This window comes from Streptomyces sp. WM6378 (genome assembly GCF_001279695.1).
Classification (GTDB): domain Bacteria; phylum Actinomycetota; class Actinomycetes; order Streptomycetales; family Streptomycetaceae; genus Streptomyces.
The window spans coordinates 1-16157 of sequence record NZ_LGDD01000356.1; the positions used below are offsets into that span (position 1 = coordinate 1).

Sequence of the window (16157 nt, forward strand, 5' to 3'; positions counted from 1 at the left end):
CGCCGTACCCGCTCACCCAAGCCCCCCTCTCGCCCCCCACCACACGAAAACCTGCCGTGACCAGGGGCGTTGCCCGGGGCGTAGGAGAGGTAGGGGGAGTTGTCGAATCAGTTGCCGGAACAGTTGTCGGACCAGAGGGCACGCCGGTTATGAACGTCCCGAACCCGGGTCAGCTGCGGTGCCGGCTGGCGATCGTCGTGCGCTGGCGTCCCTCGGGTACCGCATGAGACGCAGAGGGCGAGTACACCAGCCGAGTCAAGAAACGTGGACCATACAACCGGCGATCGTATCGGTATCGCCGCCAGTGCCCGGGAGCATGAAGTCGCAGCTAATCGAGGGGAAACTCCCGCCGCTGGGGCCGTCATCGGCGGAAGCGCTGGCGACTCCGAGCCCCAGAGACAGCGGGATCATGGCCACTATCGCGAGGAGAAGGGTTCTCATACGGGTCATGACCATGACCCCCCTTTCGGGATCGTCACCCGCCTCACGGCAAGTGACACCACCATTATCAGCCCCACCTATGGGTACCTTCAGCGTCACCCCGCCGACCGGTCCACAGCAACCCATGGCCATATCTTGCGTATATCAGCCCTCTCATTCAGGTCCTGAATCTCGGGGCGTGGACAGCCCCCTCCGTGGTTGGGCACGGCTCCCTCCGGCCCTCCCCCGGCCCCGGCCTCGTCGGAGGCCTCCTCGAAGACGTCGTCGGCGAGCCCGGACTCCTCCCCGAGGCCTGACGGCGCTCGCACAATGGGTGGAGCGGGAGGGAACAGACCGGCCGGTGCCAAGGGGCCACAGCGAACCCACCGCGGTCGACAGCGAGACAGAGCCCGTGCTCGCGAAACTGAGCGTATGGGTCTCCAACACCACATCAAGGCGCGACAAGCCCGCCGCCGATCAGCTCGCCGCGCTCGCGGAGCCGGGCGCGGAATGGGCGTGACACGGCATACGGCCGGTCGTTGAACCCGACGGTCAGGTGAAGTACACGAAGCCCCGGGCATCCCCCCGGGGCTTCGTGCTGCCACCCGGCCGACGGCCGGGCACCGGCCGGCAACCCGAGGCGCAACCCGAACGTCATGCCCCCTCTGGCTCCGCAGCTCGCTGAGCTCGGGTGGACTGGGTATAGGCCGTTCCAACCGGTCTCGGCAGCGCAGCCGGACGCGAGTTGGGGTTGCCGAGCGGTGTGTTGCCCAGTGGGGGTGGAAGCCGTTCCCTCGGCAGGCGTAGGCGGCGCGCATGTTCTTGCCGACCGCTCCGGGCGTGCGCCCGGCACGGGCCGCTGCGCCGTGCTTCCAGATCGCTCCACCGAGTGTCGTTCGCGGCAGCCGGATCGCGGCGGGCCGTGTCGCCGCACTGTTCCCATGGGGCGTTGATGGAGGTCGCGCCGCTGATCCGCCGGTCCTGGGGCAGGCAAGGGTGCGCGACCGGACACGACGACTACTTCACGTCACTCATCCTGTACGAGGACTTCAAAGGTTGGCCCAAGGCGCCCTGGTTCCGCGGACGCATCCCTAGACTCGCCCGCGCACAGTGTCACCAGGCACCACCCAGGACAGTCACCGGCACATCAGCCATGGACCATGGGGGGTCTAGATGCGTGTACGTGCACCATTGCCGGGCAGAGCAGGGCTATTGGCCGCAGCGGCGGCCGCGCTGCTCCTGCTGAGCGCCGTGCCGGGGCAGGCGGCGGGGCAGCCCGTCGACCTGGTCTCGCCGGGTGATCCGTACGCCGCCTGCAACATCGTGGCGGACGGGGACGGCGTCAACTACCCGTCCGCTGAGGAAGAGCCCTACGTCTCGGCGAATCCGCGCGACCCGCGCAACGTCGTCGGCATCTACCAGCAGGACCGCTGGTCCAACGGCGGGGCACGCGGGCTCTCCGCGAGCTACTCCCGCGACGGGAAGCACTTCACCCAGATTCCGCTGCCCTTCACCCACTGCGCACCCGGCGGGCTCGCCTACCAGCGGGCGTCCGACGGCTGGGTGAGCTTCGGGCCCGACGGCACCGCGTACTCCAGCGGGCTCGTCTTCGACGCCACCACACCGCGCAACGGGGTCGCCGCCTCGACCTCGTACGACGGCGGAAGGACGTGGCGGAACACCACCGAGCTGATCAAGGACACCGACGCGGCGTTCGTCGACGACAAGAACTCCGTGACCGCCGACCCGCGGCACCCGGGCACCGCCTACCAGGTCTGGGACCGCATCCAGCAGGTCACGAGCGGACCGGGGGCGTTCTACGACGGGCCGGCATACCTGTCCGTGACGCGCGACGGGGGCCGCACCTGGTCGCAGGCCCGGCCGTTCGTCGACACCAGCGTGGTGGCGAACTCGCAGACCATCGGCAACGTGATCGTCGCCGACCCGCGCACCGGCACGCTGTACGACTTCTTCGAGTGGCAGACGTACAGCGACGTCACCGCGACCACCCCGACCGACCTGCACTTCGCCATGGTGCGCTCCGACGACCAGGCGCGGACCTGGTCCAAGCCGGAGACGGTGGCGGTCGACACCGCGGTCCCGGAGGTCGATCCCAACGCGCCCGGGGACACGGGCAAGGCGCTGCGCGCCGGTTCGGGGCTGCCGAGCGCGGCCGTCGACCCGGCAACCGGCGAGCTGTATGTGGCGTACGAGGGAAGCGAGTTCACCGGCGGGAAGTACGACGCGATCCAGCTCGTGCACTCCACGGACGGCGGGCACACCTGGTCCGGGCCCACCCGGGTCAACCAGGCGCCGGGTGCTCCCGCCTTCACGCCGTCGATCGCCGTCGACGCGCGCGGCACCGTGGCGCTGTCGTACTACGACCTGCGTTACCTGCCCTCCGGCGACACCACCACGCTGCCCACGGCGGCCTGGCTCGTGACGTTCCGCGCGGCGGCGAGGAGTATCCGAGCGAGCGGCGGATCAGCCGCGTCTTCGACTGGCTCCAGGCGCCGTACGCCGGCTGGGGACACTTCCTCGGCGACTACGAGGGGCTGAGCACCGACGGGGGTTCGGTCCGGCCGATCCTGGTCGAGACGAACGACAACAGGCCGCTCGACTCGACCGACGTCTTCAGCGGGCTCTTCGCGCCGGGTGCCGCGGCCACGGCGCGGGTCCCCGCGGCCGTCCCGCACCCAGCGGCCCCGGGGCACGGAGCAGCGCGCCCCACCAGGCGCTGAGCAGAGCAACTCCCCTACGGGCCGGACGGATTGACCGTCCAGCCCGTACGTCGCTGCACGGCACCGCCTGACCCCCTCCTCGCCCGCAGACGCGGGGCCGGAGCCACTGCCATTGGCTCCGGCCCCGCCACGTGACGGTAGCCGCAGGCGCACTGCTCGGCGCATGATGATCGCCATGACCACTCGCGACCCCGACCAGCCCACCCCGCCGTCCCAGGCCGAACTCTCCGAATCAATCGCCGGATCCAGCTGGCCAGAGATCCTGGCCGCGACCGGCCCCATCGCCACCGCCGTGAGCACGGTGGGCAAGGCGTACATCGAACAACGCGGCGAGACCCGCCGCGCCGAGATCAACGCAGACGTCGAGCGGGAGCGCATCCAACACTCCTCGCCTCCTCCCCCGGACAACAGCGGCGCCGCCTGAACCGAACACCCGGCCCGTGCCTGACGTGCTGGCCCGGTGGGTTCCGAACCCACCGCCGGATCACCGGCTGCGGGCATCACCGGCGGCATCGGTGGCGCCGTCGCCGCGGGCGTCTACTCCTACATAGCCAGCCTCGGCAGCGACAACCTCAACAAGGTCAAGAAGGTCGAGATCCGCTTCACCTACGCGGGCAAGGCCGCCGGAGGGAAGTGCATCAAGTGAACCAGAGCACCAACGGGATGAAGCGCCCGGCGGTCATCGGAATGCTCACCGCCATCACCGTCTTCTTCCTCGGCATGCTCATCCACGCCCAACTTCACTCCGACAGCAGCGAGCTGGGGACGCCGCTGCTCACCTTCGTCGCCATCGCTGTCCCCGGCGGACTGCTCGCCTGGTGGCTCGCGGGACGCCCCCGCCGCTGAACCCCGCCGGGCCTGGCTCCACGGGCCGGGCCCGACAGGGCCGCCGGGCTCCTGCTTGAGGCCGAGTCTGGACAGTGCCGTTGTCCACCGTCGCTATCGCGTTCTGTAGCCGGGCGCCGGCGCTTCTGGCCGACACGACGGCTCCGGCGGAGCATGGCGCGCCTCCCTGTCGCCGTGCCGAGTCAGGCCTGGCCTGGCCTTCAGCCAGCCACGGCGGACGAGCGACATCACGCCGCCAACCTCAAAGGTTGGATGCCGACCCGCTGCCGCCGCCCCACGAAACACCGCGGCTCCTCCCGCAGGTGCCGGCACACCATCCAGGCCTTCTTCCTGGTTGAATGCTTCCTGCGCCCAGTGCCGATCTGCCGCCGCCCCACGAACCCATGACCCTTGACGCCGTCCTGCATCGATGGCCCATGGCCGTCCACAAGACAGAACTCGTCCACGGCGTCCTGCTCTTCGCCGGCCACTTCAACGAACGCGACGTCGCGACCGCCCAGCGGACCTACCCCGGACGACGCATCATCCTCAACGCCGACCACCGCCTGGAAGTGCACCCAGCGGGCACCGAACCGGCCCGCCCGCTCATCGACTAATTCTGGTACGGGATGGTTCACGGGCAATTTCCAGGAGTCAGATCAACCTGTTCGAGCCTCACCCCGCGGGTGATGACCGCCGTGCACTTCACCAGGGCACGACGCCGGCGTCCTCGAAGAACTGCCCGGTCGGTCCGTCGTCGGGCAGGGTCGCGAGCTTGATGGCGATCGCCGCGCCCTGTTCGGGGGTGCGCACGCCACGGAAGCCGTTGAGATCGGTGGCGACATAGCCGGGGCAGCCGACGTTGATCAGGATGTTCGTACCACTCAACTCCCGGGCGTACTGGAGGGTGACGGCGTTCAGGAACGTTTTCGACGGTGCGTACGCCGCAGCCACCGGACCTGCCGTCTGCTCGGCAGCGGTTCCTGACTGCCGGGTGAGGGAGCCGACGCTGCTGGACATGTTCACGATCCGTGGCGAGGCAGAACGGCGCAGCAGCGGCAGCATCGCGTTGGTGACGCGGATGACGCCGATCACGTTGGTCTCCACGACCGTGCGGATGGTCGCGGGATGGATCTGAGTGGGCTCCTGTGGCATGCCGCCGGTGATGGCGGCGTTGTTGACGAGCACGTCGAGGCGCCCGGCCTGCTCTTCGATCAGCTGTGCGGCGGCTGTCGCGCTCGCGTCGTCGGTCACGTCCAGCGGTACACCGAAGGCGTCCACGCCGGCCGCGCGCAGTTGCTCCACCGCGACCTTGCGGCGCTGGTCGTCGCGGGCGCCGACGCCGACGCGCCAGCCAAGGGCGCCCAGGCCCGCGGCGATCTCGTAGCCGATTCCCTTGTTCGCGCCGGTGACCAGCGCAATCGTCTGTTCGCTCATGGGGACCATGCTGCCGTCGGGTCCCAACGGGAGTCCAACACCGATCAGGTGGGCATCGATACCGTCCCGGTATTGATCCGGAGTAGCGTGATTGCATGGAAACCCGGGAACTGCGCTACTTCGTGGCCGTCGCTGAAGAGCTGCACTTCGCCCGCGCCGCGCAGCGGCTCGGGATCGCACAGCCGCCTTTGTCACGGGCGATCCAGAAGCTCGAACGCCGGCTCGGAACAGCGCTGCTGGATCGGACCAGCCGCACCGTCACGCTGACCGAGGCCGGCTCGGTGCTGTTGGTCGAGGGTCGGGCGGCCCTGGACGCGGTCGACGCCGCCGAGCGCCGGACGCGCCGCGCCGCCCTGGCCGCGACCGGCCGTCCCGGCCTCGTTCTGGTGACGAAAGCCAGCGCGTCCCGTGAACTGCTGGCGAAACTGCTCGACGCGTACGCCGCCGAACCCGGCGCGGTCCCCGTCGACGTCATCCTGTGCGGCCCGGCCGAGCAGGCACGGCTCCTGCGCGAAGGCTGGGCCGACGTGGCGCTGCTGCACCGGCCGTTCGACTCGACGGCCGGGTTCCACACCGAGGAGCTCGGCACCGAGGGCCAGGTGGTGGTCCTGCCGGCCGGGCATCCGCTCACCGTCCGCGCCCAGGTGCACATGGCCGACATCACCGCCCTGCCGGGCCTGCCTCTGCCACGCTGGCCCGACCCCGACGGCACCTACCCGCCCGGCCCCGGCCCACAAGTCCGCGACCACGCGCAGTTGCTGCAGCTCGTCGCGCTCGGCCGAGCCTGCGCCGTCTCACCGGAGTCGTGCCGAGCCCAGCTGCACGGTGACCTCGCCGCCGTGCCCGTGCTGGACGCGCCAGCAGTCACCACCGTCATCGCCTGGCCCCCGCAGAGCCGGTCCAGAGCCGTCGCCGACCTTGTCCGGACTGCGACATGTCTCCACTAGGCAGGTGTTCCGCTCGCTGACATGACTTCCCTTCCCCGAGCGGACGACCTGGTCAACTTCCACAGACGGGACCCTGTTCGATAGTCGGTCGAACTGGGTCTTCTCGGCTGGGAGCCAAGCCCCACTCCGGAGTGGCCTCTGCCTGATCGGTGAGACGCTGCGGTCCTGCCGACCCATCGCTCAGCCACGAGCCTGGGCCACCCCGGGGCGCGTGACAGCGGTGACAGCCATCGTCGTGACCGCCACCGCTGCCTGGCCCGAACGTTTCACCGCTGTTCCTCTCGTCGTGCGGGAAACGGCTCCGCACCCCCACCGCGACGTTATGGATACGGGTCCTACGACCGTCCTAGATTCGTCCTAGCCCCTGGCTGGGACCGCAGCCGCTCACGGGGAGCCGCACAGTTCAGGCGCTATTTAGAGCTGGTGAGGGCCTTCAAAGTCCAATACCCGGCCGCGTTCCTTCCCCTCGTGGCCTTGGACACTCACGGCTGTCCGCCGGATCCGACGCGCGGGGCCTCGGGGCAGCTGCCCCGAGGCCCCGCGCGTCGGATCGATTACGCAGGACCTGTTGCCTGCTCGTTCAGGACCCGCCGGTCCTCGCCTATGTGGAGATCGCAGGGCTGAAGAACGCGTGGGCGGGCGTGGATCGCCGTCGTGTGCCGTGACGTGGTCAGCACCAGGTTCCATCGTTGCCGTTGCCGAGGTGGGAGAACGCCTGCCAGGCGGCCCTGGTCTTGGGTCCGGCAATGCCGTCGATGCCGCCGGTGTCGTAGCCGATGGCGACGAGGAACCTCTGGAGGCCACTGATGGTGTTGGGGCCGACCTGGCCGTCGACGGTTCCGGCGTTGAAACTGCGGTCGTTGAGGAAGAGCTGCCAGGCTTTCCAGCTGTTGGTGCCGAGCTGGCCGTCGATGGTGCCGGGGTTGTACTTACCGCGTGGTGCGGCGTCGCGGACGTAGCACTGCACGCTCTTGCCTTCGGAGGTGGAGAGGCCGAGGTTGTTGACGGCTTGGATGGTGATGGTTCCGCCGGGGACTTGCTGGGCGGGCGCGGCGGTGGCCGCTGTTGCGCCGGCGAGGGTGCCGATGCTGAGGGCGGCAGCGGTGAAGGTCGCCAAGAGCGCGTTCGTGAGCCTGCTCGATGCCATGAGCGTCCCCCTTGGTGGGTAACTGGTCGGAGCCGGCTGGGCTACCGGCAGCGCAGTGTCTAGCAGCGTGGCCTCAGCCGGGCGAGGGGCCGCGGAAGAGTTGCCCTGTGATCCAGACAGGCTTGGACAGGCTTGTATCGGACGGTGGTCCTGGACCGCGGAGTCAACGAGGCAGGGAGATTGGCGCCCTGGCTGTCATCGCTCTACGGCTTATCAGCCAGACCCGAACGAGCCTGCGAAGTATTCGATAGGCGCGAATGAGCGGGAAACCGCCACGCGGTCGCGCCCCCAGATCCTCCCGTCAGTAGTGATCCTTTTGTACCTCTGGTGGGTCGATCATGGGTGTCTTGCTGAGTCCGACAGCTCTCCCCCGACGGCTAGGTCCACCCGCTCTCCGCGCAGACCGACACCGAAGCCGTGACCACACTCCACCAACTCTTCGGGGAGTTCTTCACCATGCGAGAGCAGCCTGACGGCCTCGCCAGATCCTCCGGGACCACCCTTCCTGGGTTTGACATCCAACTCAGTCGCCCTAGGCCAGGACGGACCCCAGTGGGGATGATGCAGGGCGTGCGTTACGCCGGGTTCCTCGACGTCTGTGCGGTGGCTGCGGCCGTGCGCGAGGATGTGTGCCCATGGCGGACACTGCTGATACTCCGGATACCTCCGCGTCGGCCCCTCTGGTCACCCTTCTCGGCCTGCAACCACACGTCGAGGGCGGCTGGTTCCGCCTTGGCCTGCACGGGCGACGGGTGTTGGTCCTGGAGGCGGGCGCGGCGGGCCCCGGCAGCCATGAACCGCCCGCAGACCCGCTCACCACCTACCTGACGGCCGCCGCCAAGGTACCCGGCTCCCCCTACCGGGCCCACCCGGCGGCCCCCTGGCCCGAGGTGACGGATCTCGTCGGCACGGACGGCACCCCTGGTTTCCGGGCGGCCGGCCACCTTCGGCAGGACGGCCCGCTCCCGTACGCCAGCGGATACGTCCGCGTGAACGGCGGCACCGGCAACGTCTGGACCGGCCTCGCACCACGCATGCTCCCAGAGGACTTCGACACCGAGTCCTTCGGGTACGGACGACGGTGGCCCCTCACGTACGACGACCTGGAGCGCCACTACCGGGCGGCTGAGGAGGAGCTGGAAGTGGCCGGCGACGCCGACGAACAGCGCACGCACGTCGGCCTGCCCTTGACCGACGGCTATGTGTTCCCCATGCGGGTCCTGCCCCCCCTCACGGGTGGACCGCACCTCGGCGCTGCTGGTGAGCGGCGAGCGCACGCTGGCCGCCGAGTTCCCCACCGAAGTACAGGCCCGCACCGTCCTGGGCGCCATCGGGCACGGCGAACGCACCTTCACCCTGATCGGCCGGGCCGCGGGCGGCCTCAACCCCGGCTCCGTGACCCGCTCCCTGGAACTCCTCACCAGCCGCCGCATGGTGGCCGCCGACCTGCCCCTGTCGACCCGCCCCAGCCGGGAGACCCGTTACCGGATCGACGATCCCTACCTCCGCTTCTGGCTCTCCTTCATCGGCCCCGACATCCCGGCCGTCGAACGCGGCCGCGGCGACCGGGTCCTGGAGGCCATCCGCACCAGCTGGACGTCCTGGCGCGGCCGGGCCGTCGAGCCCGTCATCCGCGAAAGCCTCTGGCGCCTGGCCGACGACCACCTCCCCGAAGGCACCAACACGGTCGGCGGCTACTGGACCCGCACCAACGACCCGGAAATCGACATCATCGGCGCCGACCGCGCCCCCATCGCCAAAAACATCACCCTCGTCGGCTCAATCAAATGGCTCGAGAACAAACCCTTCGACCACCGCGACCTCGCCCGGCTCATCACCCACCGCTCCCAGCTGCCCGGCGCCGACGACGACACCCCCCTGCTCGCCGTCGCCCGCAGCGGCTGCACCGCCGAATGCATCACCCACCTCACCCCCACCGACCTCCTGACGGCATGGCCCACAACCTGACACCGGTGCAGCCCCTTTGGGCGTAGCGCCTGGAAGGACAAGCGGAGCTGGGTTTTTCCCAAGCCGGTCGCCCGAGGTACGACTACGCATGCGCACGCAGGGAGAGCGCCGCACGTAGGTCGCACTGACGCCACCAAGGCCCGCCCCAAGGCCGTTGCTGGCGCGCGGCAGGATGTCCAGAAAGACCGCAAGGATCACATGTCATGCGTGAATCCGCAGGTCTGCACCGCCGAGCTCGCCCCTCCAATGAAGGCAGGAGCTACACCCCCAACTGGATCAGCCCCACCGACTAACGGTCGGAGTCTCACCCGCAACCAAACGGGCTTGGAGGCAGCCACGTACGGCCGGCCATTCGTGGTGGAGCAGGGAGTAGAGGGCGGAGTCGCGGATGCCGCCGTCGGCGGCCTTGAAGTGGGCGCGACGAGTGCCTTCGTATTGGGCGCCGAGGCGTTCGATGGCCCGGCGTGAGCGCTGGTTGCGGATGTCGGTGTGCAGGGAGACGCGGTGGACCTGCCAGGTATCGAAGGCGAGTTGGAGCAGGAAGAGTTTGGCCTCGGTGTTGATGCCGGTGCGCTGGGCTGCGGGGGTGAGCCAGGTGGAGCCGATCTGGGCGGCGTCGGGGATGTTGTCGGGGTTGAGGTGGCCGGGGCGCGGCGGCCAGACTCCCGCGTTCCAGTACTCCAGCTCGCGCAGCCGGCTTGTGCCCACGACCTGTCCGTCCGCGGTGGAGACCAGCGTGTAGGTGACTGCCAGGCCGAGTTCTCCGTCTTCCAGGGCGCGGTCGATGTAGCGGTGCACTGCGGCCCGGTCGGCGGGAACGTAGGTGTACTCGAACGTGGTCCGGTCCGCAACTGCCGCTTTCAGCAGTCCGTCGGCGTGCGCGGGGGCCATGGGCTCCAGCCGGACCAGCCGGCCGTGCAACGGGATCGCATCTGGCATAACGGCAGTATCGGGCGAAGTACCGTCGCTATGCCTCGGAACTCACCACTGCACACCTGCCACATCGTGCTGCGGTGATCCCGGTAGAGGCTCGGCGGGCGGAGTGGTCCCACATCTTGGCGATCAGCCTGAGGTGCCAGTCCAACCGCTTTCTTTTTTTGGAGGGGGTGGCAGGGAAGGCGCAGCCCAGCGGTGACGCGGGGTGAGCAAGGACAGGGTCGCGAGCCAGAACCAGTCGGCGGGCTCGTAGCGGACCGGGTCCCTTCAACTGCCGCCGCAGGACGACCTTCTCGTGCCGCAGCACCAGCAGCTCCGCGTCCCTCGCGGTCCCCCAGCACGGCAGGACACAGGGGAGAGCGAGCAGGCGCGGGTCCCGGTACAGCAGCGACCCGATAAACCGGGCAGCACCTCAGCCACCGCCCTCACAGCCCGAAGCAGGTGCTGACCCGCAGCGATGACTTTACGACCCCCACAGGCGCCGCTGGCGCCGGACACCGGACCCGGCTCGCTGCGCCTGGCCGGCCGCACCGTGCAGCTCGCCGACCAGCTCGGCATCGAGACCGTCCTGACCAACGCCGTCCGCTACGCCGACCCCGCCCAGGCGCGGGTCGCCGACGTCCTGGACGCGGCCCGGCTCCTGCGCCCCATCCCCTTCCGTCACACCGACCAGCTGGACCCGGGCGAGCGCTGGCTCAAGGACCCCGCCGCGATGGCCGGCGCCGCCGAACACATCGCCCAGGCCGCCGGCGCCGGACCCGACCGCGCACTGCGGCTGCTGGAGACGACCGTGCGCACCGGTGAGGAGTGCCGGGTGGACCCCGTCGCCGATCTCGGCCTGGGGCGGGCGCACTTCCCCGAGCCCGAAGCCGTCGGCGCACGCGGAGGCGGGGACGTCGACCGCCTCCTGCGCGAGCGGTCCCTGGCCGGCATGACCCGCCGCGGGCTCGACCGGGACGTGGCGGCGATGGCCCGGCTGGAGGAAGAGCTCGCGATCATTGCCCGGCTCAGGTTCGGCACCTACTTCCTCACCGTCGCCCAAGTCGTGGCGGACGTGCGGGAGATGAGCATCCGCGTCGCGGCCCGTGGCTCGGGGGCGGGCAGCATGGTCAATCACGCCCTGGACATCGCAACGGCCAACCCACTCGATCATTCACTGCTGTTCGAACGGTTTATCAGTGTCCGACGCAAGAGCCTGCCGGACATCGACATCGACGTGGAGTCCGCGCGCCGCCTGGAGGTGTATGACCGGATCTTCGAACGGTTCGGGCCACAGCGCGTCGCTGTCACCGGCATGCCGGAAACGTATAGGGCACGCTTCGCACTTCGGGATACCGGGCTGGCGCTGGCGATCCCGCCCGACCAGGTGGACCACATCGCGAAGTCGTTTCCGCATCTGCGGGCCTGCGACATCACCAGCGCACTCGCCGAGCTGCCCGAACTCCGCGGCCTGGCCGCCGAAGCCGCCCGGTACGGGCCGTTGTTCGAGCTGGCCGAACAGCTCGACGCCCTGCCGCGCGGCTATGCCATGCATCCGTGCGGAGTGATCCTCAGCGACCGCTCCCTGCTGGACCGCCTCCCCGTGCAGCCCACCCCCGGCGGCAACTACCCCATGGTCCAGGGCGACAAGGAGGACGTCGAAGACCTCGGCCTGCTGAAGCTGGATGTGCTGGGCGTGCGGATGCAGTCCGCGATGGCGCACGCCGTCGCCGAGATCCACCGCACCAGAGGCGAGACCATCAGCCTCGACGACCCCAAGCAGGTCCCGCTGGACGACTTCTGGGCATTCAAGATGATCCAGAACAGCGACACGGTCGGCATGTTCCAGCTGGATTCTGTGTCAAGTCCAGCCGTGTTGTTTTTGCTGCCCTGCAGACCCACCCATCGCCCCGCCCGTACGGCGCTGGCAAGCGGGCCTCGGCACGGGCTTCCCGGAGGGAATGCCTCTGCCTGTCGCATCAAGATCGGTTGGCCGAAACCTTTTGTTCGAACGATTGTGCGAAAATGTCAGGTGTGGCGTTCTGAAAGAAGAACGAGGTGGTGGGCCTGAACCAAATAGCGGCGGCCACCGCCCCGGGGGAGGTGGGGGCGGTGGCCGCCCGATGGTATGAGCGGACTCACCCCGGGACCTGGAAGGTCACGCGTCGACGACGTCCACCCAGAAGTCATCGAGGAACATCAGGATCCGGTCGTCGGTGTAGAAATTGACGAGCTTGGAACCCGCCGAGCCGTTGTCGGTTTTGCTCACCGCCCGCACCGAGAAGTCCCACTCGGGGTCGGCGGCGCCCTCATGGGTGGAGGAGAAGGGGTACTCGTCGCACTCAAGCCCCGGCGCATACGGCGGAAGCCCGGTAGTGGCGTTGTAACGCGGACCCCACGGGTTAATGGCCCGCTTCTGCCCGCACGCCATCTGCTTGACGTCCTCGTTCTCCTTGGCGATCACGCCGCCCTCGTAGCGGGAGGCGACGCGGTGCAGGGGTTCGCCACGCAGGAACACGCTGGCATTCCACTTGCCGGGGATCTTCTTGGGGTGGTCTTCCTTCGGCCAGGTGGTGTCGGGGGCGTTCTGGGCGTCGCGGATGTGCTGGCCGACCTCAGGGTTCTCCGACATCTTGTAGGTCAGGACCGGTTCGACGCCGGTGTAAATGCACGCGTGCGGGTAGGTCCTGGTGCCGTGCTTGAAGTAGTTGCCCGAATCGCAGCGGATGCCGACCGGGCCGGTCTCACCGCGCTCTTCGGGGATGGGCCAGCCGGGGCTGGTGCCGTCGAAATGGAAGCGCCACTTATGGAAGGCGACGAAGTCCTCGCCCTTGCCACCGGCGGACGAGACGTCCCAGTACACCCAGCCGCCGAAGTTATTCCACTGATCCCACTCCATCTTCGCCGGGGACCGCCCGACGGCGCAGCCGCTGCCGGGACTGTCGGAGCCGGGCACGCATTCGGCCGAGATCTCCAGCTTCAGGTATTTGGAGGTGGTGAGTTTCTCAAGGTTGCTCCACGTGGTGTAGCGGACCGTGCCCGGCTTGATGCGGAAGAAGGTGCGGGTGGCGCGCGAGTCGTTGTAGCCGAGCCCGGCGGCCTGGTACGTCGCCTGGTTGACGCCCTTGAGGACCGTCTTGCCGTTCTCGGTCTTGTAGTACTTGACCGCGAGGTCGAACTCCTTGCACCACTTGAACCGGTTGTAGACGCGGCCGTCGCTGTCCTTGGCGTCTTGCGAGCCGAGGCAGTCGTCCAGCCACGGGGCGATGGGGTCGTCGGGCGTGGTCGGCATCTCCGCCGCCCCCTTGCCGTTGCTGCTGCGCTGAGCACCGTCGCCGGGCTCGGCCGTGTACTCGATGCCCGGGACCGACGCGGGGAAGTTAGGGCTTATGGCGGCGGCCGGTGAGGGGCCCAGGGCGATAAGGGCTGCGGCGAGGGCGAGTGCGGCTATAGCCGCCAGCAGTCGACTGACGCGTTTCAAAGGTGGTCCCCCCTTTTTTTCGGTGGTATGTACATCCACTCGGGATCGACCCGGCGTAGTGCCCGTCTGGGTCAGCCAAAAATGGGTCTTCCATGTTCGTTCTTTGGCCCGCTCGGGCCTCACACCACCGTCCGTCTTCGCCTCGGCATTCCCGCGGTCGGCAGGATGCGGAGGTACGGCGGCCGTCGCTGGGCCGCCGAATGCGACAGCGGCTGCCGGCGTCACCCTTGACAGGGCACGATGCCACCTGTTCAGTCTTCGGTCCCGTCCTCCGTAGTGGCGATATAACCCCGGTAAGGACATGTTCGTTTTCTCCTTGTTTTCCGATTGGTTGTGTTCCGTACCCGTGCTGGACCCGGTCGAGGATCATGTGGACACTGCCGGATCGGCTGTCGGGATCGAAGCTCCTTCTTCCGGCTCACCGCCAGCCATCGTCTGGCACGCTTCGCCGGATTCTCTTCTGTCATGCCGACGATCGTCTGCCCCCCCCCATGGTTCATAGGGCCGTTCCCGCTGGCGCGCAAACATTCGAGGCACACTGGCCTCCGAACGCCCTTGGTTTCAGAACGCGCAAGATGGCCGAATACTGTGATGACTTGGTGGCGGTCGACCGCGCCGATAGACGATGAAATCCGTTCTGGCAGTCGCTGGCCGTCGAGGAGACGGCAACGGAATCACGGCTGAAACACCCCATCTGTCCGGCGACGGTGGCGCATCGTAGTTCCGCAGATGAAATCCTGATGAACCCCGCGCAGGTCAAGACTGCCCAACAGCCGATGAAAGGCGATGAGTTCCTCCTCGGATCGGCCGATTCCGTCATCGCCTCTGCATCGCTACCGACGCTAAATTCGCCTCAGTCGACCACTGCTTCCCACCACATGACTGGCAGGGTTCCGACCCGGGGCGGCATGGCACCCGACCAAAGAAAGGGCATGATGAGCCACTTAAGATCTTCCGACCGCTGGGCCAGAGGGCTGATCGCCCTCACCACAGCTGCTGCATCGACGTTCGCCGCCACAATTGCCGTGGCCGGCCCCGCCGCCGCCCACAGCGCCACCCCCGCCGCCGACGCCAGCGCCGTGCAGGCCGGGCAGTCCTGCACGGCGGCCGACCTGGGCAAGCGCCACCCGTTCATCAAGTCAACCGAAGTCGCCCCGACGATCACCCACTTCAAGGGCTGGTACGTCACCCAGGGCTCGACCGGCTACCAGAACGTCACCACCAGCACCCAGACCACCATCGCGGTCTCCGTCGGCCTCAACGGCGAGATCAAGGGCGATTTCGCCGTCGAAGCCCTCGGCACCGTCGGCGCGATGCTGGGCCTGAACGTACAGGTGAACTACTCCTCCACCAGCAGCGAGTCGACTTCGGTCAGCTGGAACTTCAACGACCCCGGCTACTACGGCGTCTACAAGGGCACCAAGAAGGTCACCGGCACTTACGGAAGCCTCAACTGCAACCGCGTCCAACAGGGCGACGGGAGCTGGGGGCTAAAGTGGATCGAGGGGCCCGACAGCGGCAGCTACACCACCTACACCACCCTCGAAGAGGGCGCGGTGCGCTGCGAGGACAAGGTGCCCGCCAACAGCATCATGCGCAAGGCGCAGGCTCTCCTGGACTGCGGCTCCGCCACCGCTACTGCCAAGCACCCGGCCGGGCCCGTCCCCTCAGCGAAGGCCGACCAGGCCAGGCACGAAGCCGAGAAAGCCACCAAGGCTGAGAAGAGCGTGAAGGCCACCGGGAGCGCGGCCCCCGCCACGCGGGCCGCCCTGAACTGCCAGCCTGACGTCTACAGGATCCATGTCCCCGGCAAGCCCCTGAACTGGAGCGCACCGGTCCTGGGCAACGACGGCATCCGGCTGCGTGAATCCAACTGGACCAGCGCCCACCTGGACAACTGGCGGCTGTGCAACGTAACGGAGCGCAACGGGGTTATCGAGGCGTCCCTGTGGAACTGGGGCAATGGCGGGTGCGCGACCATCCCCGCGAACATCGCCAACCAGGAGCAGGCCTACCTGACGACGACCACCTGTGGGGAGGACGACCTCCAGCGGTTCTACATCTACCGCGACGTACCCGGCAGCTCAAAGGTCGGGGTCCAGAACAAGCAGACCGGCTCGATGCTGGGCCACGACCGGTACGCGGACGGGGAGTTGATACGCCAGTACTCCAGCGGCAGGCAGGACGGTACGGGTACGTACGACCTGGTGAAGGTCTGACCCTTCCCTGCCTGACGCGGTTCCCTTTGGCCCAGATCGCCCAACTTCCCTCTCGCG

At 68.4% G+C, this 16157-nt stretch carries 13 protein-coding genes and 2 pseudogenes; 10 read left to right on the plus strand and 5 right to left on the minus strand.

Going from position 1 to position 16157, the window contains the following annotated elements:
* Positions 1-781: 781 nt before the first annotated feature.
* Positions 782-940: a hypothetical protein gene (locus ADK54_RS44505; protein WP_420717485.1), complete on the plus strand. Its 159-nt coding sequence runs from the start codon at positions 782-784 to the stop codon at positions 938-940.
* Positions 941-1632: 692 nt separating this feature from the next.
* Complete coding sequence (locus tag ADK54_RS41660; protein WP_053731076.1) at positions 1633-2979, plus strand: sialidase family protein; 1347 nt, start codon at positions 1633-1635, stop codon at positions 2977-2979.
* On the opposite strand, the gene ADK54_RS48470 is transcribed toward ADK54_RS41660, so the two are convergent.
* Positions 2966-3088 carry a hypothetical protein gene (locus ADK54_RS48470; RefSeq protein WP_267887083.1) on the minus strand — a complete coding sequence of 41 codons (123 nt, stop codon included), beginning with the start codon at positions 3086-3088 and terminating at the stop codon, positions 2966-2968. The genes ADK54_RS41660 and ADK54_RS48470 overlap by 14 nt on opposite strands.
* A 248-nt stretch (positions 3089-3336) precedes the next feature.
* Here ADK54_RS48470 and ADK54_RS41665 point away from each other — a divergent pair, with 248 nt between their 5' ends.
* The 4 genes from ADK54_RS41665 (at position 3337) to ADK54_RS41680 (ending at position 4603) form a co-directional block, all read left to right on the plus strand.
* Positions 3337-3585, plus strand: a complete 249-nt coding sequence (locus tag ADK54_RS41665; RefSeq protein WP_159048066.1) for a hypothetical protein — start codon at positions 3337-3339, stop codon at positions 3583-3585.
* 36 nt (positions 3586-3621) lie between these two features.
* Entirely contained in the window at positions 3622-3807 is a 186-nt protein-coding gene (locus tag ADK54_RS41670) for a hypothetical protein (RefSeq protein ID WP_053731078.1), read from the plus strand.
* Complete coding sequence (locus ADK54_RS41675; protein ID WP_053731079.1) at positions 3804-4007, plus strand: hypothetical protein; 204 nt, start codon at positions 3804-3806, stop codon at positions 4005-4007. Before ADK54_RS41670 ends, ADK54_RS41675 begins: the two co-directional genes overlap by 4 nt.
* 416 nt (positions 4008-4423) lie before the next feature.
* Positions 4424-4603 (plus strand): hypothetical protein, encoded by a 180-nt coding sequence (locus ADK54_RS41680; RefSeq protein WP_199827154.1) that lies wholly within the window; start codon positions 4424-4426, stop codon positions 4601-4603.
* A gap of 88 nt (positions 4604-4691) precedes the next feature.
* Here the strand turns inward: ADK54_RS41680 and ADK54_RS41685 are convergent, their stop codons facing one another.
* Positions 4692-5423: an SDR family NAD(P)-dependent oxidoreductase gene (locus ADK54_RS41685; RefSeq protein WP_053731097.1), complete on the minus strand. Its 732-nt coding sequence runs from the start codon at positions 5421-5423 to the stop codon at positions 4692-4694.
* Between the two features lie 95 nt (positions 5424-5518).
* Here ADK54_RS41685 and ADK54_RS41690 point away from each other — a divergent pair, with 95 nt between their 5' ends.
* Positions 5519-6370, plus strand: coding sequence for a LysR family transcriptional regulator (locus tag ADK54_RS41690; protein WP_053731081.1), 852 nt, complete (start codon positions 5519-5521; stop codon positions 6368-6370).
* Positions 6371-7040: 670 nt separating this feature from the next.
* On the opposite strand, the gene ADK54_RS41695 is transcribed toward ADK54_RS41690, so the two are convergent.
* Positions 7041-7517 (minus strand): peptidoglycan-binding domain-containing protein, encoded by a 477-nt coding sequence (locus ADK54_RS41695; RefSeq protein ID WP_063802178.1) that lies wholly within the window; start codon positions 7515-7517, stop codon positions 7041-7043.
* 1245 nt (positions 7518-8762) lie between these two features.
* Between ADK54_RS41695 and ADK54_RS41700 the strand changes: the two are divergent.
* Positions 8763-9485: pseudogene (locus tag ADK54_RS41700) on the plus strand (DUF234 domain-containing protein); the annotation flags it as partial.
* 276 nt (positions 9486-9761) lie between these two features.
* Here ADK54_RS41700 and ADK54_RS41705 read toward each other — a convergent pair.
* Positions 9762-10424, minus strand: coding sequence for a GNAT family N-acetyltransferase (locus ADK54_RS41705; RefSeq protein WP_053731082.1), 663 nt, complete (start codon positions 10422-10424; stop codon positions 9762-9764).
* 493 nt (positions 10425-10917) lie between these two features.
* Between ADK54_RS41705 and ADK54_RS41710 the strand changes: the two are divergent.
* A pseudogene (locus ADK54_RS41710) lies at positions 10918-12258 on the plus strand (DNA polymerase III subunit alpha); the annotation flags it as partial.
* Between the two features lie 300 nt (positions 12259-12558).
* Here ADK54_RS41710 and ADK54_RS41715 read toward each other — a convergent pair.
* Positions 12559-13881, minus strand: coding sequence for a NucA/NucB deoxyribonuclease domain-containing protein (locus ADK54_RS41715; RefSeq protein ID WP_159048067.1), 1323 nt, complete (start codon positions 13879-13881; stop codon positions 12559-12561).
* Between the two features lie 935 nt (positions 13882-14816).
* Between ADK54_RS41715 and ADK54_RS41720 the strand changes: the two genes are divergently transcribed.
* Positions 14817-16100: a hypothetical protein gene (locus tag ADK54_RS41720; protein ID WP_420717486.1), complete on the plus strand. Its 1284-nt coding sequence runs from the start codon at positions 14817-14819 to the stop codon at positions 16098-16100.
* Positions 16101-16157: the final 57 nt, after the last annotated feature.